General features: G+C 65.9%; 23 protein-coding genes. 14 read left to right on the forward strand and 9 right to left on the reverse strand.

The genetic code is table 11. From position 1 onward, the window contains the following. The first annotated feature begins 2 nt into the window (after positions 1-2). Positions 3-2,438 carry a CaiB/BaiF CoA transferase family protein gene (locus ACOOGG_RS13990; RefSeq protein ID WP_420436087.1) on the forward strand — a complete coding sequence of 812 codons (2,436 nt, stop codon included), beginning with the start codon at positions 3-5 and terminating at the stop codon, positions 2,436-2,438. A gap of 52 nt (positions 2,439-2,490) precedes the next feature. After that, positions 2,491-3,663 (forward strand): acyl-CoA dehydrogenase family protein, encoded by a 1,173-nt coding sequence (locus ACOOGG_RS13995; protein ID WP_420436089.1) that lies wholly within the window; start codon positions 2,491-2,493, stop codon positions 3,661-3,663. Positions 3,664-3,718: 55 nt separating this feature from the next. Here the strand turns inward: ACOOGG_RS13995 and ACOOGG_RS14000 are convergent, their stop codons facing one another. Continuing rightward, positions 3,719-4,525: an SDR family NAD(P)-dependent oxidoreductase gene (locus tag ACOOGG_RS14000; RefSeq protein WP_420436091.1), complete on the reverse strand. Its 807-nt coding sequence runs from the start codon at positions 4,523-4,525 to the stop codon at positions 3,719-3,721. 85 nt (positions 4,526-4,610) lie between these two features. Here ACOOGG_RS14000 and ACOOGG_RS14005 point away from each other — a divergent pair, with 85 nt between their 5' ends. Genes ACOOGG_RS14005 through ACOOGG_RS14015 form a run of 3 tightly spaced genes read left to right on the forward strand, consistent with a single transcriptional unit; the run spans position 4,611 to position 7,309 of the window. Next, on the forward strand, positions 4,611-5,453 hold the full coding sequence (locus ACOOGG_RS14005; RefSeq protein ID WP_420436093.1) for an SDR family oxidoreductase: 843 nt from the start codon (positions 4,611-4,613) through the stop codon (positions 5,451-5,453). A 43-nt stretch (positions 5,454-5,496) separates the two neighbouring features. After that, a complete protein-coding gene (locus ACOOGG_RS14010) occupies positions 5,497-6,348 on the forward strand; it encodes a TIGR03619 family F420-dependent LLM class oxidoreductase (protein ID WP_420436095.1) in 852 nt (283 codons plus the stop codon). Between the two features lie 4 nt (positions 6,349-6,352). After that, complete coding sequence (locus ACOOGG_RS14015; protein WP_420436097.1) at positions 6,353-7,309, forward strand: LLM class flavin-dependent oxidoreductase; 957 nt, start codon at positions 6,353-6,355, stop codon at positions 7,307-7,309. 26 nt (positions 7,310-7,335) lie between these two features. Here ACOOGG_RS14015 and ACOOGG_RS14020 read toward each other — a convergent pair whose 3' ends face one another. Both ACOOGG_RS14020 and ACOOGG_RS14025 read right to left on the reverse strand, forming a co-directional pair. Further along, positions 7,336-7,971 carry an RDD family protein gene (locus ACOOGG_RS14020; RefSeq protein WP_420436099.1) on the reverse strand — a complete coding sequence of 212 codons (636 nt, stop codon included), beginning with the start codon at positions 7,969-7,971 and terminating at the stop codon, positions 7,336-7,338. A gap of 33 nt (positions 7,972-8,004) precedes the next feature. Continuing rightward, positions 8,005-8,745, reverse strand: a complete 741-nt coding sequence (locus tag ACOOGG_RS14025; RefSeq protein ID WP_420436101.1) for an RDD family protein — start codon at positions 8,743-8,745, stop codon at positions 8,005-8,007. Between the two features lie 56 nt (positions 8,746-8,801). On the opposite strand from ACOOGG_RS14025, the gene ACOOGG_RS14030 reads away from it, so the two are divergent. After that, a complete protein-coding gene (locus ACOOGG_RS14030) occupies positions 8,802-9,707 on the forward strand; it encodes an alpha/beta fold hydrolase (RefSeq protein ID WP_420436103.1) in 906 nt (301 codons plus the stop codon). Here ACOOGG_RS14030 and ACOOGG_RS14035 read toward each other — a convergent pair. Genes ACOOGG_RS14035 through cofC form a run of 3 tightly spaced genes read right to left on the reverse strand, consistent with a single transcriptional unit; the run spans position 9,704 to position 11,995 of the window. Continuing rightward, the gene (locus ACOOGG_RS14035) at positions 9,704-10,675 is read right to left on the reverse strand and encodes an NAD-dependent epimerase/dehydratase family protein (protein WP_420436105.1); all 972 of its coding nucleotides are present in this window, start codon (positions 10,673-10,675) and stop codon (positions 9,704-9,706) included. The genes ACOOGG_RS14030 and ACOOGG_RS14035 overlap by 4 nt on opposite strands. Positions 10,676-10,694: 19 nt before the next feature. Then, positions 10,695-11,423, reverse strand: coding sequence for a PIG-L deacetylase family protein (locus ACOOGG_RS14040; RefSeq protein WP_420436107.1), 729 nt, complete (start codon positions 11,421-11,423; stop codon positions 10,695-10,697). Next, positions 11,420-11,995 carry a 2-phospho-L-lactate guanylyltransferase gene (gene cofC, locus ACOOGG_RS14045; RefSeq protein ID WP_420436109.1) on the reverse strand — a complete coding sequence of 192 codons (576 nt, stop codon included), beginning with the start codon at positions 11,993-11,995 and terminating at the stop codon, positions 11,420-11,422. The genes ACOOGG_RS14040 and cofC overlap by 4 nt, the downstream gene beginning before the upstream one ends. An 88-nt stretch (positions 11,996-12,083) precedes the next feature. On the opposite strand from cofC, the gene ACOOGG_RS14050 reads away from it, so the two are divergent. Together ACOOGG_RS14050 and ACOOGG_RS14055 are read left to right on the forward strand one after the other, a co-directional pair. After that, on the forward strand, positions 12,084-13,181 hold the full coding sequence (locus ACOOGG_RS14050; protein ID WP_420436111.1) for an NAD(P)H-dependent glycerol-3-phosphate dehydrogenase: 1,098 nt from the start codon (positions 12,084-12,086) through the stop codon (positions 13,179-13,181). 31 nt (positions 13,182-13,212) lie between these two features. Further along, entirely contained in the window at positions 13,213-14,583 is a 1,371-nt protein-coding gene (locus tag ACOOGG_RS14055) for a hypothetical protein (protein WP_420436113.1), read from the forward strand. On the opposite strand, the gene ACOOGG_RS14060 is transcribed toward ACOOGG_RS14055, so the two are convergent. Both ACOOGG_RS14060 and ACOOGG_RS14065 read right to left on the reverse strand, forming a co-directional pair. Further along, entirely contained in the window at positions 14,522-14,752 is a 231-nt protein-coding gene (locus tag ACOOGG_RS14060) for a hypothetical protein (protein ID WP_420436115.1), read from the reverse strand. The genes ACOOGG_RS14055 and ACOOGG_RS14060 overlap by 62 nt on opposite strands. 25 nt (positions 14,753-14,777) lie before the next feature. After that, on the reverse strand, positions 14,778-15,023 hold the full coding sequence (locus ACOOGG_RS14065; protein ID WP_420436117.1) for a type II toxin-antitoxin system HicA family toxin: 246 nt from the start codon (positions 15,021-15,023) through the stop codon (positions 14,778-14,780). 92 nt (positions 15,024-15,115) lie between these two features. Here ACOOGG_RS14065 and ACOOGG_RS14070 point away from each other — a divergent pair, with 92 nt between their 5' ends. Beyond that, positions 15,116-15,790 (forward strand): ribonuclease HII, encoded by a 675-nt coding sequence (locus ACOOGG_RS14070; RefSeq protein WP_420436119.1) that lies wholly within the window; start codon positions 15,116-15,118, stop codon positions 15,788-15,790. 44 nt (positions 15,791-15,834) lie between these two features. On the opposite strand, the gene ACOOGG_RS14075 is transcribed toward ACOOGG_RS14070, so the two are convergent. Continuing rightward, positions 15,835-16,422: an HNH endonuclease gene (locus tag ACOOGG_RS14075; RefSeq protein WP_420436121.1), complete on the reverse strand. Its 588-nt coding sequence runs from the start codon at positions 16,420-16,422 to the stop codon at positions 15,835-15,837. A gap of 124 nt (positions 16,423-16,546) precedes the next feature. Here ACOOGG_RS14075 and ACOOGG_RS14080 point away from each other — a divergent pair, with 124 nt between their 5' ends. From ACOOGG_RS14080 to ACOOGG_RS14100, 5 genes are all read left to right on the forward strand, one after another. After that, positions 16,547-16,759, forward strand: a complete 213-nt coding sequence (locus ACOOGG_RS14080; RefSeq protein ID WP_420436123.1) for a hypothetical protein — start codon at positions 16,547-16,549, stop codon at positions 16,757-16,759. 329 nt (positions 16,760-17,088) lie between these two features. Further along, positions 17,089-17,739, forward strand: a complete 651-nt coding sequence (locus ACOOGG_RS14085; protein WP_420436125.1) for a fasciclin domain-containing protein — start codon at positions 17,089-17,091, stop codon at positions 17,737-17,739. A 137-nt stretch (positions 17,740-17,876) separates the two neighbouring features. Further along, the gene (locus ACOOGG_RS14090) at positions 17,877-18,422 is read left to right on the forward strand and encodes an RNA polymerase sigma factor (protein WP_420436127.1); all 546 of its coding nucleotides are present in this window, start codon (positions 17,877-17,879) and stop codon (positions 18,420-18,422) included. After that, positions 18,415-19,062 carry an anti-sigma factor gene (locus ACOOGG_RS14095; protein WP_420436129.1) on the forward strand — a complete coding sequence of 216 codons (648 nt, stop codon included), beginning with the start codon at positions 18,415-18,417 and terminating at the stop codon, positions 19,060-19,062. The genes ACOOGG_RS14090 and ACOOGG_RS14095 overlap by 8 nt, the downstream gene beginning before the upstream one ends. Before the next feature lie 96 nt (positions 19,063-19,158). Continuing rightward, the gene (locus ACOOGG_RS14100) at positions 19,159-19,479 is read left to right on the forward strand and encodes a hypothetical protein (protein WP_420436131.1); all 321 of its coding nucleotides are present in this window, start codon (positions 19,159-19,161) and stop codon (positions 19,477-19,479) included. Positions 19,480-19,492 lie beyond the last annotated feature (13 nt).

Here is a 19,492-nt window from a genome sequence, read left to right on the forward strand (position 1 = left end):
CCATGGCTGAGACGGCCGAGGGAGGTCTGCTGGGCACCCCCGATGGGGCGGTGCTCGACCAGGTGCGGGTGCTGGAAATGACCCGCACCGTCGGAGGGGCCTACACGTCCAAGCTGTTTGCCGACGCCGGTGCCGAGGTAATCAAAATTGAGCCTCCCGGCGGCGACCCTTTGCGGTCGTGGTCGGCTTCGGGATCGCCTGCCGGCGACGGTGCTGGAGACGGTGCCTTCTTCCAGTTCCTCAACGCCGGCAAGCGCAGCGCGGTGATCGACTTGGACGACCCAGAGGGCCGCCGCCGATTTCTGGAGCTCGCCACCACCGTCGATTTAGTGGTGGAGGACTTGGGCGCGGGCGTGGTGGAGTCGATGGGGCTGGGCCACGCTGAACTGGCCGAGCAGAATCCCGCTCTGGTGCTGCTGTCGATCTCACCGTGGGGTCGGGGCGGGCCGTGGGACCTGCGTCCGGCCAACGAGTTCACCCTTCAAGCCTGGGTGGGTTCCACCCACAGCCGCGGCATTCCCGGAGAGATGCCCCTCGGGGTGGGCGGCAAGCTGGGGGAGTTCCTGACGGCGGCAAACGCCAGTGCTCTGGGGCTGGCCGCGCTGATGGCCGCCAGACGGGACGGCACCCAAGGCGAGCATGTAGACGTCTCTGCCTACGAGGCCATGACCACCAGCTTCATCGTCTATGCCCACCTCTATGCGGCCTACGCTTCTGATGCTCGCACCGGGGCCACCCGCTCCATCGAGATCCCCTCAGTGGAGCCGGCCAAAGACGGCTGGGTGGGCTTTTGCACTATCACCGGCCAGCAGTTCAAGGACTTCTGCGTGGTCATCGACGACCCCGAGATGGCCGATGATCCGAAGCTGGCCAGCGGCGACGGCCGTATGGACCACCGCAACGATGTTTGGGCCCGCATCGCCCGCTACACCCAGGCCCACACCGTGGATGAGATCGTGGAGAAGGCCACCTTGCTGCGGGTGCCGGTAGCGCCCATAGGCGACGGCAGCCGCGTGGCCCAGATCGACCACTTCGCCGAGCGCGGGGTGTACGTGGAGAATCCCGGCAGGTTCACCCAGCCTCGAGTGCCCTACTTGCTCAGCGCCCGCCCGGCCCGTCCGGTGCCCCCTGCTCCCGCCTTGGATGACGCCGACGATGAACTGCTGGGTACCCATGGCGATACGAATCGAGCCTCAAGCCCGCTGCCCGCCCGCACTGAGCCGTCGCTTCCCCTAGCCGGACTCCGGGTTTGCGATCTGGCCACGTTCTGGGCTGGGCCGGTGGCTTCGTGTTTGTTCTCGGCTTTGGGCGCCGATGTCATCAAGGTGGAGTCCATCCAGCGCCCCGACGGGATGCGCTTTGCCAGCGGGCTCCAACGCGACGAGCTGTGGGAGTGGAGCCCGGTGACTCACGGCGCCAACACCGGCAAGCGGTCGGTCACCCTGGATCTCTCGAGCGACGGCGGACTGGCCCAGGTGAAGCGGTTGGTAGAGATGTCTGACATCGTGATCGAGAACTACTCCCCCCGGGTGGTGGAGAACTTCGGCTTGGACTGGGACGAGGTCCACCGGCTCAACCCCGACGCCATCATGGTGCGGATGCCGGCATTCGGCCTGACCGGGCCGTGGCGCGACCGCACCGGCTTTGCCATGACCATCGAGCAGGCCAGCGGCCTGGCCTTCCTCACCGGCGATCCCGACGGCCGCCCGCTGGTGCCCCGGGGCATGTGCGACCAACTGGGCGGAATGCACGCGGTGTTCGCCACCCTGTTGGCCCTGGAGCATCGGGCCCAGACCGGCGAGGGCCTGCTGGTGGAAGTCCCGCTGATCGAGGCCGGGCTGAACGCGGCCGCCGAGCAGGTGATCGAGTGGACGGCTTACGGCCAGCTCCTCCAGCGCCAGGGCAACCGCTCGCCCTACGCCGCTCCCCAAGGAATCTATGCCGCCGCCGGTGAGGACCAGTGGGTGGTGGTCTCTGTAGACGAGGACTCCCAATGGCCGCCTCTGGCGGCTCTGATCGGACAAGACGACTGGGCAGGGTGGGCCAGCCGGGACGAGCGACATGCCAATCACGACGAAATCGACGCCGCCATAGGTGGCTGGGCGGCCCGAAGGGAGCGCGACGCCGCGGTAGACGAGCTCTTGGCCGCCGGCGTGCCCGCCGCCCCGGTGATCACCGGCCGGGAGTCGATCGACAACCCCCAGCTAGCCTCCCGGGGCCACCAGCAGTGGATGGACCATGTTGTGGTCGGCGCGGTTCCCTATCCCAGCTTCCCGGCCCGGTTCAACGGCCAATACCACCGCCTCGGCCGTCCCGCCCCTACCTTGGGAGAGCACAACGAGGAAATCCTGAGCGATGTGCTCGGCCTCGACGAAGCAGAGATCGCCCGCCTGGCCGAAACCAAGGTGATCGGCACCCGCCCCGCCCTGTGGGGTTGACCGCCCGGCCCGGCTGAAGCTCACGGCCGACGGCGCAATAAGGTTGCCGTCGATGTTCCTTGCCCTCACCGAAAGCCAACTCGAGCTCCAGGCCACTCTGCGGAATTACTTCGAGAACCTGATGACCCCCGAGCGGCGCGACGCCCTGGGCGGCGAGCACGGGGGACCGGTGTACAAAGAGACCGTCCGCCAGATGGGCAAGGACGGCTGGCTTGGGGTGGGGTGGCCCAAGGAATGGGGCGGCCAGGGCTACACGCCACTGGAGCAGCTCATCTTTTTCGAAGAGTCCAACCGGGCCGGAGTGCCCCTGCCGTTCGTGACCCTCAATACGGTGGGGCCGGCCCTGAACGTGTACGGCAGCGAGGAGCAGAAGGCGTTCTTTCTCCCCAAGATCTTGGCTGGCGAGCTGCACTTCGCCATCGGCTATTCCGAGCCCACCGCGGGCACCGACCTGGCCTCGCTCAAGACCAGGGCGGTGCGCGACGGCGACGAGTGGATCATCAACGGTCAGAAGATATGGACCACTGGCGGCCACGAGTCCGACTGGATATGGCTGGCCACCCGCACCGACCCCGATGTGCCCAAGCACCAGGGCATCACCATCTTCGCGGTGGACGCCACCCTGGACGGTTTCAGCCACACTCCCATTTGGCTTCTGGGCGGGGGCCACACCAACGCCACCTACTACAACGACATCCGAGTGCCCGACTGGGCCCGCATCGGCGAGGTGAACGGGGGCTGGAAGCTCATAACCGCCCAACTCAACCACGAACGAGTTGGGCTGGCTCCGGCGGGCAATATCGACGGGCCGCTGCGCAGGGTAGTGGACTGGGCCCGCCAGACCACCCTGGACGACGGTCGCCGGGTCATCGACCAGGAATGGGTGCGTCTGGCCCTGGCCGAGGTGTACGCCCGCAACGAGGCGCTAAAGATGTACAACTGGAAGGTGGCCGCCGCCTTAGAGGACACCGAGCTGAAACCGGCCGACGCCTCGGCCATGAAGGTGTTCGGCACAGAGCTGAAGGTGAAGTCGTTCCAGTCGCTAATGGAGGTGTTGGGGCAGCGTTCTTACCTGGTGAAAGGGACGCCGGAGGCAGTGCTCGCGGGGGAGTTGGAGCGCGCTTATCGGGGAGCGCCGGTGGGGACCTTCGGCGGTGGTGTGAACGAGGTCCAGCGGGACATCATCGCCACTGCCGGGATGGGGTTGCCTCGGTCGCCGCGCTAGCGGTTTACCATCCACCGCCTCGTCTCGGTTGGGGACCACTGCCTTTTTGGAAAATCTAGAAGGTGGTGGTCTGGCCGCCGTTGGAGCGGAAGACGTTGCCGGTGGTGAACTTTCCGGCGTCGGAGGCCAAGTAGAGCATGAGGTAGGCCTGGTCTAGCGCTTCGCCCAAGGCGCCGATGGGGGAGAGGTCTCGGGCGTAGTCCAAGAACTCGTCGTAAGCCTCCTGGTTCAGGGTCCCGTCCTCGTTGTGCAGGCGCCAAGTGGTGAATCTGGTGAGCGTGCTGCCCGGCGCCAGGGTGCATACCCTGATCCCGTAGCGGCCCACCTCCAGTGCCAGGGTGCGGCCCAGCATGGCTACCGCCGCTTTGGTGAAGGCATACACCCCGATGCCCTCGTAGGCCAGGTCGATGGCCCCCGACGACACGTTCAAAATGACCCCGCCGCCATCATCTTTCATGGCCCTGATGGCCGCTTGGCAGCCATAGAGCACGCCTTTGAGGTTCAAGTCGATACCCCGGTCGATGTCCTGGTCGGTCAGGTCTTCTATGAGGCCGGGGAACATGGCGCCGGCGATGTTGGCGATGATGTCCAACCCGCCGTAGGCGGAAACCGCCCGGGCCACCAGGGCGTCCACCTCTTCACGGGACGTCACATTGCAGGCCTGAGCGACGGCCTCGCCGCCGTCCTCTCGGATCCGCTTGGCGGTGGTCTCCGCCCCTTCGCCGTCCAAGTCGCCGCACACCACTTTGGCCCCGGCGGCGGCGAACAGCTCGGCGGTGGCCTCGCCTATGCCCGAGGCCGCCCCGGTGATCACCGCGACCTTGCCGTCCAGCCGGAATGCGTCCAGCGCGTCTGCCTTCATCTGATCCTCCTGTTACCTTTGCGGCTGCTGAGATCAATCAACCGCACAAGGCGAACAGCCTTGTGCGATTCATCAGGGAGCAATCATGGCAGATGGCGTGAAGGGATACGGAGTGCTGGTGACCGGTGGCGGAACCGGCATCGGCCATGCCTGCGCGGCGGCGCTGGCCGCCGACGGTGCTGCGGTCACCATTTGCGGGCGCACCGAGTCGAAATTGGCCGACTCAGCCGAGCGCGCCGAGAGGGCCGCAGCCAACGGAGGGAGCGTGTCCTATGTGGTGGCCGACGTGACCGACGAGGCGTCAGTGGCCGCGGCCGTCGCTGCCGCAGCCGAGCCCACCGGGACGCTGAATGGGGTGGTGGCCAACGCCGGCGGGGGCGGGGGCATGGGCCCCTATCACGTTCAGGACACCGAAGAGTTCCTGCGGGTGCTCCATCTCAACGTGTTGGGCACCATGCTGTCCATCAAGCACTCGGTGCCTTTGATGCGAGCTGCCGGGGGCGGTTCGTTCGTGGGCATGTCGTCTATAGCCGGTCAGATAACCCACCCGTACTTCGGGGCCTACACCCCTGGCAAGGCGGGCATCGAGGCCATGATGCGCAACGCGGCCGATGAGTATGGTGCGGCCAACATCCGGTTCAACGCCATCCGCCCCGGGTTTATCGCCACCGAGATCATGGAGGGCATCCCCCGAGATGGCGATGTGTACGAGAGCTACATCGTCAACACCCCAATGGCCGATGTGGGACTCCCGGAGGATGTGGGCAATCTGTCCCGGTTCTTGATCGGTCCCGAGTCGCGGTGGATCACCGGGCAGTGCATCAATGTCGACGGCGGACACAGTCTGCGGCGGGGGCCGGACTTCTCACCGTTCATCGCTCCAGCGCTGGGCCCCGATGTAATGCTGGGCGCCCTGCCGGAATCCTGATCGGCCAATACGAGACAGCCGACGCGACGCAAGGAGTTAGCTGGTGAAGTACTACGCCGCGGTGATGTTCGAGGAAACCGACCAGTTGGTGGACATCGCCCGGGCCGCCGAGGCCGAGGGATTCACCGGAGTAGCGCTGGCCGACCATGTGGCCGTCCCCGAGGGGTTCGCCTCGGTACACCCGTCGGGAGAGAACCCCTTCAGCCACACCTCGCCGTTTCCCGACCCTCTGATCACCGCGTCGGCCATGTTGAGCGCCACCAGCGCCCTGGAGGTGCTCACCTACGTGTACATCCTGCCCATGCGCGACCCGTTCTCGGTGGCCAGCCAGGTGGCCACTCTGTCGCTGCTTTCCAACGACCGGTTCCGCCTCGGCGTGGGTGTGGGCTGGCTGCGGGAGGAGATCGATCTGATGGGAGCCGACCCTCGCAGCCGAGGGCGACGCACCGACGAGATGATCGAGATATGCCGCCGCTTCTGGCGAGACGGCACCGCCGAGTTCCACGGCGAGTTCTTCGACTTCGGCCCCACCGGCGTGTACCCCCAACCCGAGGTGCCGGTCTCGATCTGGGTGGGTGGCAAGTCGGAGGCCGCGCTGGCCCGGGCGGTTCGCAACGATGGCTGGCTGGGCATGAACTATGACCTGTCCGAGATCCACCAACTGCTAGACCGCCTCGGCGAGCTGCGCAAGGAGGCCGGCAAGGAAGACGGCCCGTTCGAGACCATGGTGATCCCCAACGCCGAGCCCTCCCCCCGTTTGCACGACAAGATGAACGAGTACGGGGTCACCTCCACCATCGCCATGCCCTGGTATCCCGGCGACCCATCCCATGCCGCCATTGAGGTCAAGCGCGAGGCCCTGGGCCGCTTCGCCGACACCTTCATCCGGCGCTAAACCAGTGGCCGAAAGTACCGCACCGCCGCTGGCCAATGGCTCGGTGTCGCTTCGGCTGTATCCCCACGACGGCCCAGCCGCAGAGCAACTGGACGAAGTGCGCTTGTTGGCTCGGCAGGCAGTAGAGGTGGGCTATGACGGGGTCATGGTGTCGGAACACCACGCCGGTTTCCCGGGATATTTTCCCAACCCCCAGCAGATGGCCGGGTTCCTGCTGGCCGCCATGCCCACCGGTTGGGCTGCACCCTGCCCGCTGCTGTTGCCGATGAAGCCCTACACACTCATTGCGGAGGAAGTGGCCTGGCTGGCCGCTGCCTTCCCTGGAAGAGTGGGGGCAGGGTTCGCATCCGGGGCGCTGCCGGTGGACTTCGAACTGGCCGAGGTTCCGTTCGACGAAATCGGTTCGCGGTTCAAAGAAGCACTGCCCAAATTGGTGGCCGCGCTGCGGGGCGAGGCTCAGGGCCCACTGGCCGATGATCGGGCCATCGCGGCCTGTGCCGACCATCCCGTGCCGATGGTGGCCGCCGCCCAGTCGCTCGCCGCCGTCCGCCGGGCAGCCGGTTTAGGGCTGGGTATCCTCTACGACAGCCTTCAAGCCGTCGACCATGTACGGCGGCTGTCCGACGCCTACGACGAGGCTGGCGGGACGGGGCCGAAGATTCTGATTCGCCGGGTATGGATAGGCGGTCCACCAGGCGAGGCTGTTGACAACCAACTTGACATCTACCGGAGCTACGCCGCCCAGGGGACGATGGCCCGCTGGGACCAAGGAGCCAACACCGTGCTGGCCGCCGACGGCGTTGAAGCGGCCGAACAACTGCACTCCGAGATGGCCGCCACCGGAACCGACACCATCAATATCCGCATCCACGTTGTCGGCCTTGCTCCTGACTACATCAGCGAACAGCTCGAGTGCCACGAGGAGTTGGCAGCTCACCTCAAGGGGCTGATGACCGCTTGAAACACAGCAGCCGGTGTACAGGTGGTTTACCGAGATGGGGCGAAAACCCGATCCTGGTCGGCGACCACCACGGTTTTCACGATCCTGTCCCACAACGCCTGGTGCCTGTTGCTGACTAGCAGCGAAATCGCGTTGGCCAACAGCCACAAAAGCCCCAACACGGTGACGCCAGTGGCACTGCCAATGGCAAAGTCCACCGCCCATACAACAGCACCGAGCAGGAACTGCCTAACGAACATGAGCGGCCAACTGGCGGCTTGGCGCTGGTCAAGGCTTACTACTCGCATCCTGAGCACCTGTTTGGCGGGAGTTTGCCCGCGAGCCCAGACGATCAGCATCCAGATCAAATAGCCGATGCCCAGGGTGAAAACGACCAGCACCAAGTCGAGGAGGAATGCGCCGAAGCGCTGGCCCTTTGACGCCAGTATCGTCAGCGGGTCGGGCACCCCCGAAGGGTGTGTATCCCCGGGTTGGCCATCGGAGGGGCTGGATGGGGGCGGCATCGATGGAAGCGCATCGTGGGGAAGCCTTGCCTCTGCGGCGCTGACGGGGTCGACGGTCTGAACCCCGTCGTCAGCCACCTGGTCAGTCCACCCCTCGCCGTCCCACCAGCGGTATTGGTGGCGACCGGTGGGATCGGGCTCCCATGCAGACACGCTCATCGTCGCTTGAGGTTAGTGCAGAGGTCCGGAGCTCTATGGCTTCTTGATGACGAACGTTCTCGCCGCCTTGTCATGCCAGCCTTGACGCTCTCGATCCCAAACCAGGGAGAGATAGCAAAGCAGCACCAAGAACTCTCCGACAAAGGGAACAAACCACGCCGGAAGGCCGAGAAGGAATGGCAGAGCCCAGCGGCCGAATGAACTGCCCCACGTCGGGGGTCGGCCCCATTCCGGCTGGAAGAGGTCGTCAGCTCGAACAACCCGGATTCTGGTGGCCATCTTCCCCGGCGTTTGGCCTTTCATGGCGATGAAGGCGATCTCGTAGATCGCCCCGATGGCGGCTAGCCATAGGGCAACAGACTGAATGCTGTCGGAATAGTCCCGGAGGTGCTCGAAGGTCTCATCGGCGGTTTCCGAGTCGGACAGCTCGTCGAAGGGCATCGGCTTGACATCGATGAGGTGAAGGGCAAAAAGAAAGAGCACCGTGATGGCCAAGAAGATGATCCCGTCGAGGAGCCGGGCGCCGAATCGGGAAAGGCGAGTAGCTAGTTCCTGGGATTGCAGAGATGCCCGCGAGCCCTGGTCGGGCTGGCTCGACGAATCGGGTGCTGTTGGGACTGCCCGGCTCGCCGGGGGCTTCAGATTCTCCGCTCCGGTGAGGGGGTCGAGGGTCTGAACCCCGTTGTCGGCCACATAGTCAGTCCACCTGTCGCCGTCCCACCAGCGGTATTCGTGGCGCGTCGTGGGATCGGTCTCCCAGGCAGGATTACTCATGTCGGCGACACGTTAGTAGTTGGCAGCGAAAACTCGATACCGGCAGGGTGATAAGGATGACGGGGTATGACGAATTCTCCATGCTGGGCGATAACGCCGCTGAGGCGGGGCTGGACTGGGGCGGGCCCCCGACGGTTGAGCGCCGCCGAGTGGAGTTGCCGAGCGGACTCGGGTTGAGCGCCATCGTATGGGGCATCGGCCCGGCCCGAGTCGTGTTCCTCCATGGGGGCGCTCAGAATGCCCACACATGGGACACCGTGGTGCTGGCCCTAGGGGAACCCGTGGTGGCAATAGACCTGCCCGGTCACGGGCATTCCGATTGGCGGCCTGAACACGACTACTGGCCGCCGTCGATGGCCGACGACGTGGCGGTGGCCATCGCAGAACTGGCCCCTCAAGCGGAGTTGGTGGTGGGCATGTCGCTGGGCGGGCTGACTGCTGTCTGCCTGGGTGCCCGCTTCCCGGAGTTGGTGCCGTCGCTGGCGGTGGTGGACGTGACCCCCGGCACCGACCACGCCAAGGCCGAGCCCATCGTGGAGTTCATCTCGGGACCTCAGACCTTTGAGAGCTTCGACGACATTTTAGGCCGGACCATGGAATTCAACCCCACCCGCTCCGAATCGTCGCTGCGGCGGGGGATCATCCACAACGCCTTCGAGCAAGACGACGGCAGCTGGACCTGGCGTTGGGATCCGGTGCGGGACTGGAAGCTCACCGACCCGGCCAAACCGGGCGCAGGCAGCCCCGAGTTCTCCGATTTGTGGGGTGCGGTGGATGCGCTTGCATGCCCAGTAGTGCTTTATCGGGGGGCCGATTCAGGCGTGGTGGGTGACGAGGACGTGGAAGAGCTCCTTCGCCGCCAGCCTGACGCCGAGGTGGTGGTTGTGGCCGATGCCGGCCACAGCATCCAGGGTGATCAGCCGCTGGAGCTGGCCCGCCTGTTGGCCTCCATGCTCAGCTAGTCGTTGCCGTAGGCAGCGGAGAGGCGTTCGGCGCCGCCGATTCCGGGGGCGGGCTGGCCACCGGGGTAGCGGGCGTCGTAGACCCCGGCCAAGCCGTCACGCCAGCTCACCTGGCACGGGCCGGTGAGCGATATCCGCTTGGCCGGGTCGGCGCCGCTGCCCGGTTGTGAGCCGGGGAAGGCGTCGTAGACGACCTCGGGCATCTTTCCCGACAGCTCGCCCAGCAGCATCACCCAGTCCTCGGCCTTGACGTGCTCGTCCCCGCCCCAGTTGACCACCGTGGCCGGCACCGACGCGGCAGCCAGGAGCGGCTCCACTTGGGCGTTCATGTCGTCTTGGTGGATGGGGGAGTAGGGCGACGGGGCCGGTGCCCGCAGCCGGATCGGCAGGTCGCTCATCAGCCAGTCCATGTGGTACACCGGCAGCCCGCCGTTGGGCCCGTAGCTGGCGTTGATGCGGGCGATGGTGGTGGGCAGGTTGAGTGCTCGGGCCATGGTCCGGGCCACCGCCTCCCCGCCGATCTTCGACATCGAGTAGGTGGGGGCGTGGACCGCATGGCAGTCGCCGATGCGATCGGTCTCGGTGTAGAGGTGCCAAGGGTCGGGGTGGGGGTGGTACACCGAGCAGGTGGAGGCGATGAGCGCGGCCTTGGCCTTTTGGCAGTGGGCCATGAGCAGGCCGGTGCCCTCGGCGTTCACCTGGATGGCCCAGTCGTAGTCCAGGCCCTGCCCCTGGAAGGCCGCCATGTGGACCAGGTAGTCGAAATCGTCGGGCAGCATGGAGAAGTCCCCGTCGCCCATGTCCGCCACCTCGGTGTGGATCCCGGCCGCCTCCACCATTTCCCGGCTGCCCTCGGCGCTGAAACGGGCTATGCCCCACACTTCGTTCTGCTCGGCCAAGTAAGCCGCCATCGGGAAGGCGATCTGGCCGGTCATGCCGGTGATGAGGATCTTCTGGTCTTGCAGCATGGGAACTCCTTAGCAGATCTCAGAGGTCGTCGATGAGCTTGAACAGCTCCGCCGAGGCCAGTCCGGCATCCGCCCCGGCCTCGGCCAGCCTGTCGGCCACCCAGGTGCGCAGGCGAGCCAAATCGGCGTCGCCGGGCTCGGGAGGCAGATCCAGGGTGGTTTCGTACTGGCTGGCGAATGCCTCCAGCGCGGTTGCCACTGCTCCCTCAAAACCGGCGGTGTCCTCGGCGTGGTCGGGGTCGTCGGCTTCAAACAGCAGCAGAGCGTCGGGGCGGTGGGGGGCCAGGCCCAGCTCGGGGAAGAAGTGGGGGTCGCGGGCGGCCACGATTCCGTCGACGGTCAGCCACCCGGCGTGGCGGTGATCGGGGTGCAGTCGCCACCGGCGCCACGGGTCGTGGCCCAGCACCACGTCGGGGCGCAGTGTCCTGATCCACGAGGCCACCTGTCGGCGGGGTTCGGGCCCAGACTCCAGTTCTCCGTCGACCCAGCCCAAGAACACCACCTCGCCGACCAAGCCCAGACGCCGGGCCGACTCCCGCTGCTCGTCTTGGCGCACGGCCACCAGCTTTTCCAGGTCGGCATCTGGGTCCCAGGTTCCCTTGGATCCGTCGGTACACACCAGCAGGCTCACCTCGCATCCCTGGGCCGCCCACTTGGCCAGTGTGGCGCCGGCGTTCAGCTCGATGTCGTCGGGATGGGCTCCGATGGCCAGCGCCCGCTCAGGCAAGGCCAAGTCTTGCGACTTCACGCCATCACGGCCAGTTCGTCCAAATCATCGGGAAGGTCGATGTCCAACCCGAGCGACGGGTCGCGCAGGACCCTCAGACTGCATCTCAGCCGCTGCGCCTCCTCAAGGTGACGGGCAAAGGAGCCCTTGCCGTAGGAGAACTCAAACGGGCAGTCACTGGGCAAGGCGATCACGTTGGTGCCGTCGTTGCGGCGGTCGGGAACCAAGGTGATGCCCGGCCAGTCGCCCAATGGGGCCAGAGGCCCGGCTAGCGGCAGGTCTCCATGGGCCACTATCACCCGGTCGTACCCGGCGTCGCGCAGATGGGCGACCCCGCTGCGAACCGCACCGTTCAGCCCGGTGCCCGGGCGCCACACCACCTCCGCTCCCACAGAGACGGCCCAGTCACGCACCTCGCGGTCGTCGCACACCACCGCCACTTGGAGAGGTGAGGCCGACTGCACAACGTGGGCAGCCATGTTGCGGGCCAAATCAGCCCGTTGCGCGGCCCCGAGCGCAGGCGCCAGCCGGTGTTTGGCCTCCGCGAAGGCCTTCACCGGGATCAACACCGCCACCGTCGGCTTAGGGCTCACCCGCGGGAGTCTACGGCCATCCACTGCGTCGGCCTATACGCGGTACCGGTGCATATCTGCTGCATCGTCCCGTCTACGCTCGGTGCCAGTGTCGAACCGGGTTGCCGTCATCGGGGGAGGGTCGTGGGGAACCACCGTCGCCCACCTCGCCGCGCACAACGAGCCCACCGTCTTGTGGTGCAGGGACCGCAAAACGGTCGCCGCGGTCAACGAGGACCATGCCAATCCCCGCTATCTGGCTGGCTATGAGCTGCATCCCCGCCTGCGGGCCACCACCGAGTTGGAACAGGCCGTGGCCGAGGCGGAGGTGGTGGTTATGGGGGTCCCGTCGTCGGCATTTCGACCGGTAATGGAGATGGCGGCTGCTCATCTGCGGCCCTGGGTGCCGGTGGTGAGCCTGACCAAGGGGCTGGAACGCGGCACCCGGCTGCGCATGACCGAGATAGTCAACCAGGTGGCCCCCGCCCATCCCACGGGTGCGCTTACCGGCCCCAATCTGGCCAAGGAGATCCTGGCTGGACACGCCGCCACTTCGGTGATCGCCATGGCCGACGACACAGTGGCATCTGCCCTCCAACAAGTGCTGACCACCGACCTCTTCCGGGTCTATACCAACGACGACGTGATCGGCTGCGAGCTGGGCGGCACTCTGAAGAACGTGATCGCTTTGGCCTCAGGCATGGTCGACGGACTCGGCGCCGGTGACAACACCAGAGCAGCGGTGATCACCCGGGGTCTGGCGGAGATGGGACGTTTAGGCACTGCAATGGGCGGTCGGGCCGACACCTTTGCCGGGCTGGCCGGGATGGGCGACCTTCTGGCCACTTGCATGAGCCCCCAGAGTCGAAACCGCCATGTGGGTGAGCAGCTCGGACAGGGCCGCAAGCTCAAGGAGATCCTGGCTGAGATGGACCAGGTGGCCGAGGGAGTGTTCACCGTGGGGGTGGTGGCGGAGCTGGCGGCCGAGCACGGCGTGGAGATGCCCATCAGCGCCGAGGTGCACGCTGTGGTCAAAGGCAGACGGACTGCGGCTGAGGCGTCGATGGTGCTTATGGGGCGCCAGGCCCGCCCCGAGCCGGAGGCGGCCAGGGCGTCGCGATTTCGCCGGTTGTGGCCGGAGAATGCGGATTCCAAGGAGCCCCGGCTGCGCCGAGTGTGGCAATTCGTCAGACGTTCTTCTCGATGAGCGGGCCGTTGTTCTTCAGACGCTCTTCTCGATGAGCAGGCCGTTGGACGTTCTGGGTGCCCCTGGGTGGGGGGAGGTGGACGCCCGCGGCTTGGTGCAGCCTGGTGCCGGAGATTGGACGCTGGACTGGTGGGTGGGAGCTTCAGACCGGTGGCACCAGGCATCGCAGGAGGCAGCCGTGCGCCAAAGCGACGCCGGGGCCAGCGCGGTAGTGGAGACCCGCATGAAGGTTCCCGACGGGGATGCGGTGCAGCGTGTTTGGGCGGTGGCCGCCGGCGGGGGACCGGCGGTCGCGGTGGTAGAGGTGGGCAATGATGCCGCCACTGCTTTTGCAGCGGCGCTGGTGATAAACGCCCCGGGGTCGGCGCTGTCGGTCGGCCAAGCCGGGATCGCAGTCGGCGGGCAGACAGTACTGGCATGGGACCGCCCCCCGGCGACTGCCGCAGTCGGCGGCGACGCGGTGGAAGCGGTGTTCAGCGCGGAGACCAGCACAAGCGCGGGCACCCCGAGACTGGAAGGCAAGGGCCGCGACGTGGCCGCGCTGGTATGGCCGCTACCCCATACCGCTCGGCTGGCGGTGACCGCTTCGCTTAGCCGGGGCACACCCCCGCCGCCATCTGATCTGCCCGATGCCGATGCGGTGGTGCGCGGCTGGCAGGCCCATCTAGACCGGGGTGCCCGGATTGAGGTTCCCGACGAAGGCTTGGCCCGCCGTATCGACCGGAATCGACGACGCTGGCTGGGCCGCACCGGGCGCATGGAGACGGCCGATGTCTCTGAGCTAAGCGAGCTGGCCGTGCGCCTCGACCACCACGGCTACCACAGCGACGCCGAACTGGCCTTGGACGAGATCGCCGCCCGCTGGACCACCGAGGCCCCAGCCGAGCGGCTGGCAGCCTTCGCCGCGCACCACGACCTGACCCACGATTTTGAGGTTGCCACCCGCCACGCCGAGCCGGTGGGCGAGGCCGTCGAGGCTGCGGCCCGAATCGGAGCAGCCGTACCCGTCGAGTCCATTGAGCGCCTTCTGCAAGCGGCGGGCCAGAACCGAGCCGCCGAAGACCTCCGCGGCTTGAACCTCCGCCAAGCTGACCCGCCTGCAAAGGGCATCCGCGCCGAGTTGGTAGCCGACCACGGAGAAACCCTCGATCTGGTCCCCGGCTTCCGAACCGCATGGCAGGGAGGCCCTTTGGCCGTCTACGACCTGCCCACCCGGTTCGGCCCGGTGTCTTATGCCGTCCGCTGGCACGGTGCCCGCCCTGCCCTGCTATGGGAGCTGCACCCCCGCCCTGATGAGGGGTCGGTCACAGTCAGAGCACCAGCCCTGGACCAAGACTGGTCTAGTGATCAACTAACAGGAGAGGCGCTTCTATCGGGATCCCGTCTGCATCCGGGTCAGTGACCAGAACGACTTCCAAGGCGACGTCCTCACCAGCCCAGAAGTCGGCGATCTGGGCCTTCAGCTCCGCTAGCGTGTCGGCACCGTCGTAGTAGGCACAATCGCCGACATCGCCCTCGGCGAGCCAAGCACAGCCCTGGTCCTTGTTCCGGTAGACCTGTATCCTGAACATGGATCCTCTCTCAACTCCCGTTGCATTAGAGTAGCGCGTCGATTTCCGCATCAGTCAGCGCCGCATCTTCCACGAGCATCTTCCGCAGATGTGCGGGCGCAACTTCCTTGCCTTTGTGCATGGGCACGAGGATCGTCTTCTTACCTGCTGCCTTCATCATGGTATGCGACCCCTTACCCCTACCCGGAACTTCCCGGTATCCGATCTGATGGAGCAAGCGCAGCACCTTGGTGGGCTTGAGAGCGGGAAATCGGGAGGCTGGATAGGCCACCGGCACAGGATGCCAAGCCGCGATGACATATCCAACGATTCCGCGTCGGCGATTGCCTCAGTTGGCCTCATCTAGCTAGCTACGTTGGGGAGATGCGGGCCGCGCTGAAGATGGCTGCCCCCACCTTGGCGTTCGAGCGACGGCTGTGGGCCGATGGCTGCGAGGTGGTCGTGGGCATGGACGAGGTGGGTAAGGGAGCGTGGGCCGGCCCCCTCACCCTGGTGGCTGCCGTGCTGCCCACCGATCGGCGGGTGTACCGGGTGCGGGACTCCAAGCTGTTGACCGAGGCCGAGCGGGAGGGGCTCTTCGACCGCGTTGCCGATTGGTGCGCGGCATGGGCCGCGGGCCATGCCAGTAACGACGAGTGCGATCAACTCGGCATGTCGGCAGCCCAGCGCCTGGCAGCCCGCCGCGCCCTGGACGGGCTGGGCCTTGAACCCGACGCCGTGCTGGTGGACGGCCGATGGGATTTCGTGGGCAACGGCAGAACCCAAACGCTTGTCAAAGGCGACGCTACCTGTCTGTCCATTGCGGCTGCGTCCATCCTGGCCAAGGTCACCCGCGACCGCCTATTGCGGGCCGCAGCCGGTGCCTACCCCGACTACAACTTCGAGAACAACAAGGGTTACCCCTGCCCTCGCCACAAAGCCGCCCTAATCGCCCAAGGCCCCACCCCCCTTCACCGCCGCTCCTGGGCCTTCATGGACAACCTCGGCTGGTCCCACCTCCGCACCAGCCCCGGCCCCGACGCGGCCCTGCCCTTCTGAGAATCCAGTCGGCAGTGCCGCGCCTTGCTGCCAACTTAGGGTGTTTAGCCGGCGAAGTCGGTTCGGATGATTCCTGATTGGGCGGCGGTCAGGTCGATTTGGGTGTCGGCGCAGTCGTTGGTGGCGTGGTGGGCGATGGTGTCGTATTCAAACTGGTCCATGGTTAACTCCCAGCGGAATTTGATGGTGGTCCACCAAGCCAGGTAGGTACACAGGGCCTCTGGGTCGGGAGGCAGCCACTCGGCCGGGTCCCGGGCGCCCTTGCTCCTGTTCGAGCCGGCGGAAACGGCGATTAGATGGTTGGGAAAGCTCAGATCGTTGGCGTAGAGCTGCCGGGTCAGGGCGCCCCAGGCCCAGCCCCCAGACTGATGGGCCTCGGCGAGGGCCACGACGTGATCGACGTCTAGCTGTCGGGCGACGGTGAATTCCTGATCGTCGTAGTAGCTGAGCCACTGGCCTTCTCGGATTCGCCCGTTGGCCACCACCGGGTCTACCAGGGTTTCGTCGGATAGAACTTCTTGGCGCGTGTCGAGCCCGTCGCCATCGGCATCGACCCAGTGCTTCCAGTCGTCTCGGTCGTATCCCTCAGGCTGTTCATCGGTGACCGCGACCTGAGTGAGCAACTCGGCCAAAGTGATCCAACCTTGGTTGGGCGGTGCAGTCGGCGCTGGGCTGGGAGTCGCCTGCGGAGTTGGAATGGGTCGCGGGGCAGGCGTGGGCGCGAGAGTTGGCGTCGGGCTTGGTGTGGGTGGATGGGTGGCTGCCGCCGTCGGGTTTGGTGTGGGTGGATGGGTGGCTGCCGCCGTCGGGTTTGGTGTGGGTGGATGGGTGGCTGCCGCCGTCGGGTTTGGTGTGGGTGGATGGGTGGCTGCCGCCGTCGGGCTTGGATTCGTCTGCGCGGTGGGGGCCGGTGTCGGGCTTGGATTCGTCTGCGCGGTGGGGGCCGGTGTCGGGCTTGGCGTGGTTTGAGGTGTTGCTGGCGGGACTGGGGGTGAAGAGGTGGCGGTTGGAGTGGGCAACGAAGTGGGAGTGCCCCCAGCGGTCTGTACCTCTTGGTCGGCTGCGGCGCAGCCTGACAGCAACACAGCAACAGCGACGGCCGCGATTATTAGGCGAAGACGGTAAGCGGGGGCTTCGTGCATTACTCCTATTGTCTCACGGCGCCTCCAAGACAGAGTGGCTGTCGCCGCACTGCCGTCGAAAGCCCGTCGGGTCCGACCCCGTTCGGGGTTGAGTGCATCCAAAACCGCTGTTCATTCCGTAGTTAGAGGTGAAGTCCCCAAAGCACGGAGAAGATCATGCTCAGAAAGCTCTCACCACTGTTGGCAGTCCTGCTGGTTGTCTCGCTGGTCGCAATGGGATGCGGCAATGATGATGACAGTGCCGAACCCCCGGCAGCGACGCAGGCGCCGGCTCCCGCTCCCACCGAGGCTCCGGCTCCTACCGAGGCTCCGGCTCCCACTGAGGCTCCGGCTCCTACCGAGGCTCCCGCTCCCGCGGGGACTGAGGTTGCGGTGGGGCCGGGGACGGTTGTTGAGGTGGCGGTGGAGTCGGGGTCTTTTCCGACCTTGGTGGCTGCGGTTCAGGCTGCCGGTTTGGTGGAGGTTTTGAGCGGGGAGGGCCCGTTCACGGTGTTCGCCCCTACTGAGGAGGCTTTTGCTGGGGCGCTGTCGGCGCTGGGCATGTCGGCTGAGGAGTTGTTGGCCGATGTTGATCTGCTGACTGGGGTTTTGACGTATCACGTTTTGCCGCTGGCGGCGCCGGCTGAGTTGGTGTTGACCCTTGACGGCCAGAGCGTGGCCACCGTTGCCGGGCCTGATGTGGACATCACCATTGACAACGGCGCGGTGATGGTGAACGACGCCACCGTGGTCACCGCCGACATCGAGGCCTCCAACGGCGTCATCCACGTAATCGACCAGGTCCTGCTCCCTCCTGCACCGGAGTAGGAGTTTCGGCCTCAGCGGGCGGGCGTGCATCTCTTGCAAATCCCCTCAAACGCCCGTCCGCTGTGAGCCCCCACTCAGGCCGGCGTTTTAGGCATAGGGCTGACAGCGGAATTGTGAGCAGTCACTATGCTCTGGGTGTGCCCAGCCCCGCGAGCCAGTCGGCTGACAGCGTTGAGCAGGCATTTGCCAGGGGAGACGAAGATGCTCTCCGAGATGCCTACGAGCTGTACGGCGCACTTGTCTACACCTTTTGCCTTAGGTCTCTTGACGAGAGCCGGGCAAAAGATGTCACTCAAGAGGTGTTCATCAGCGCGCTGCGAAATCGAGGGCAGTACAAGCCGCAGAAGGGCACCCTCGCCGGGTGGCTGATCGCCATTGCCAAGAACCGGATCATCGACAATATCCGCGCCGAGCAGCGGCACGAGAAACGCCGTTCTGAAGCTGATTTCGAGGAAATAGCGGTCGAAGCGCAGGTCGACAGGACAGGCGACCGGATGATGGTGGCAGAGGCCCTGCGCTGTTTGCCCGACCGTCCTCGCCGGGTGATCGCGATGCACTATTTCGACGATCTCACCCACAGCCAGATCGCCGAGCGCCTGTCGGTGCCGATTGGCACGGTCAAAAGCGATCTGCGCCGTGGTCTCCTCCAGATTCGAAGACAGTTGGAGTCGGTTCATGGATGAAGAGCGCACCGGCCGGACAGACTCGGACATCGATGCCATGCTTCGAGATCTCGACGCCTCGGAGTTGGAGTTGATCAGCCCCCCCGAAGACGTCTGGGAAGGCATCGAATCGGCCGTGCAGGCGGGTGCGGACGCCCCGGGCGCCGTCGTCTCACTGGAGTTTCGGCGACGAAAAGCTCGGCGGATCATGCTCAGTGCTGCTGCGGCACTGGTACTCGTAGCCGGCGGGATAGCGGCAGCGGTCACCCTCACAGGAGACGATCCTGCCCGTGTCATCGCCTCTGCCGAACTCGCCTACGATCCCGACGGCTTCGACGAGTTGGGCGCCTTTGCCCGGGCCGGTGCCGAGCTGATCGCCGAAGACGACGGCCACAGCATCGAAATCGTGGACGCTTCGCTGCCTTCTCCTGAGGCCGGCGCAGACCTGGAAGCCTGGCTGATCCAGCCCGACGAGGAGGGCAACGTCGCCGACCTCGTCTCTATCGGCCTGGTGGATCCAGAAGAGCCCGGCAGACTCGAGGTGCCTGCTGGCTATGACCCGCAGGCCTTCTTTGTCCTCGACATCAGCATCGAGCCCCGCGACGGCGAAGCAGGCCACTCCGGACGGTCGATCTTGCGCGGCCCGCTTCGAGAACTCTGAAACCGAGCGGACATGGAGTTCCCTGCGAGCCCCCTGATAGGGGCAGGGCTTTGATTGACCGTCTGGTCGCGATAAGCGGGTACGATCTCGGGGCGTATGGGACAGCCGGTGACTGTTGTGGAGAGGGCGACGAGTCGTCCGGGGGTGGTCCGCTATGAGATCAACCGGAGCATCACCGGTACTGGCCATGAGCATTATGCCGCCGGACGGGACATTCCCGGAGAGAGGCCGGTGGATGAGCTGGCCCGCCGCCTGTTCGAGAGGGGCGGGATCGACGCCATCCATGTGAACAGCAACATCATCACCGTCGATTTGGCCAAAGGCGGTACCCGAGACGGCCTCGACGATCTGATCGCCAACCTGTTCATCTACTACGGCCCCGGCGTAGAGGTGCCCACCGTTCCCGAAGGGGACTGACGGGCGGCGGGGG

Source organism: Candidatus Poriferisocius sp., from assembly GCF_965214065.1.
Classification (GTDB): Bacteria; Actinomycetota; Acidimicrobiia; order Acidimicrobiales; family Bin134; genus Poriferisocius.

Bases quoted from the DNA above. Each gene is read 5' to 3' on its own strand.
- ACOOGG_RS14005 (WP_420436093.1), top strand. From the start codon at position 4,611: ATGGCAGATGGCGTGAAGGGATACGGAGTGCTGGTGACCGGTGGCGGA.
- ACOOGG_RS14085 (WP_420436125.1), top strand. From the start codon at position 17,089: ATGCTCAGAAAGCTCTCACCACTGTTGGCAGTCCTGCTGGTTGTCTCG.
- ACOOGG_RS14055 (WP_420436113.1), top strand. From the start codon at position 13,213: ATGAGCAGGCCGTTGGACGTTCTGGGTGCCCCTGGGTGGGGGGAGGTG.
- ACOOGG_RS13995 (WP_420436089.1), top strand. From the start codon at position 2,491: ATGTTCCTTGCCCTCACCGAAAGCCAACTCGAGCTCCAGGCCACTCTG.
- ACOOGG_RS14035 (WP_420436105.1), bottom strand. From the start codon at position 10,675: ATGCTGCAAGACCAGAAGATCCTCATCACCGGCATGACCGGCCAGATC.
- ACOOGG_RS14095 (WP_420436129.1), top strand. From the start codon at position 18,415: ATGGATGAAGAGCGCACCGGCCGGACAGACTCGGACATCGATGCCATG.
- ACOOGG_RS14100 (WP_420436131.1), top strand. From the start codon at position 19,159: ATGGGACAGCCGGTGACTGTTGTGGAGAGGGCGACGAGTCGTCCGGGG.
- ACOOGG_RS14030 (WP_420436103.1), top strand. From the start codon at position 8,802: ATGACGGGGTATGACGAATTCTCCATGCTGGGCGATAACGCCGCTGAG.
- ACOOGG_RS14020 (WP_420436099.1), bottom strand. From the start codon at position 7,971: ATGAGCGTGTCTGCATGGGAGCCCGATCCCACCGGTCGCCACCAATAC.
- ACOOGG_RS14070 (WP_420436119.1), top strand. From the start codon at position 15,116: ATGCGGGCCGCGCTGAAGATGGCTGCCCCCACCTTGGCGTTCGAGCGA.
- ACOOGG_RS13990 (WP_420436087.1), top strand. From the start codon at position 3: ATGGCTGAGACGGCCGAGGGAGGTCTGCTGGGCACCCCCGATGGGGCG.
- ACOOGG_RS14000 (WP_420436091.1), bottom strand. From the start codon at position 4,525: ATGAAGGCAGACGCGCTGGACGCATTCCGGCTGGACGGCAAGGTCGCG.
- ACOOGG_RS14025 (WP_420436101.1), bottom strand. From the start codon at position 8,745: ATGAGTAATCCTGCCTGGGAGACCGATCCCACGACGCGCCACGAATAC.
- ACOOGG_RS14060 (WP_420436115.1), bottom strand. From the start codon at position 14,752: ATGTTCAGGATACAGGTCTACCGGAACAAGGACCAGGGCTGTGCTTGG.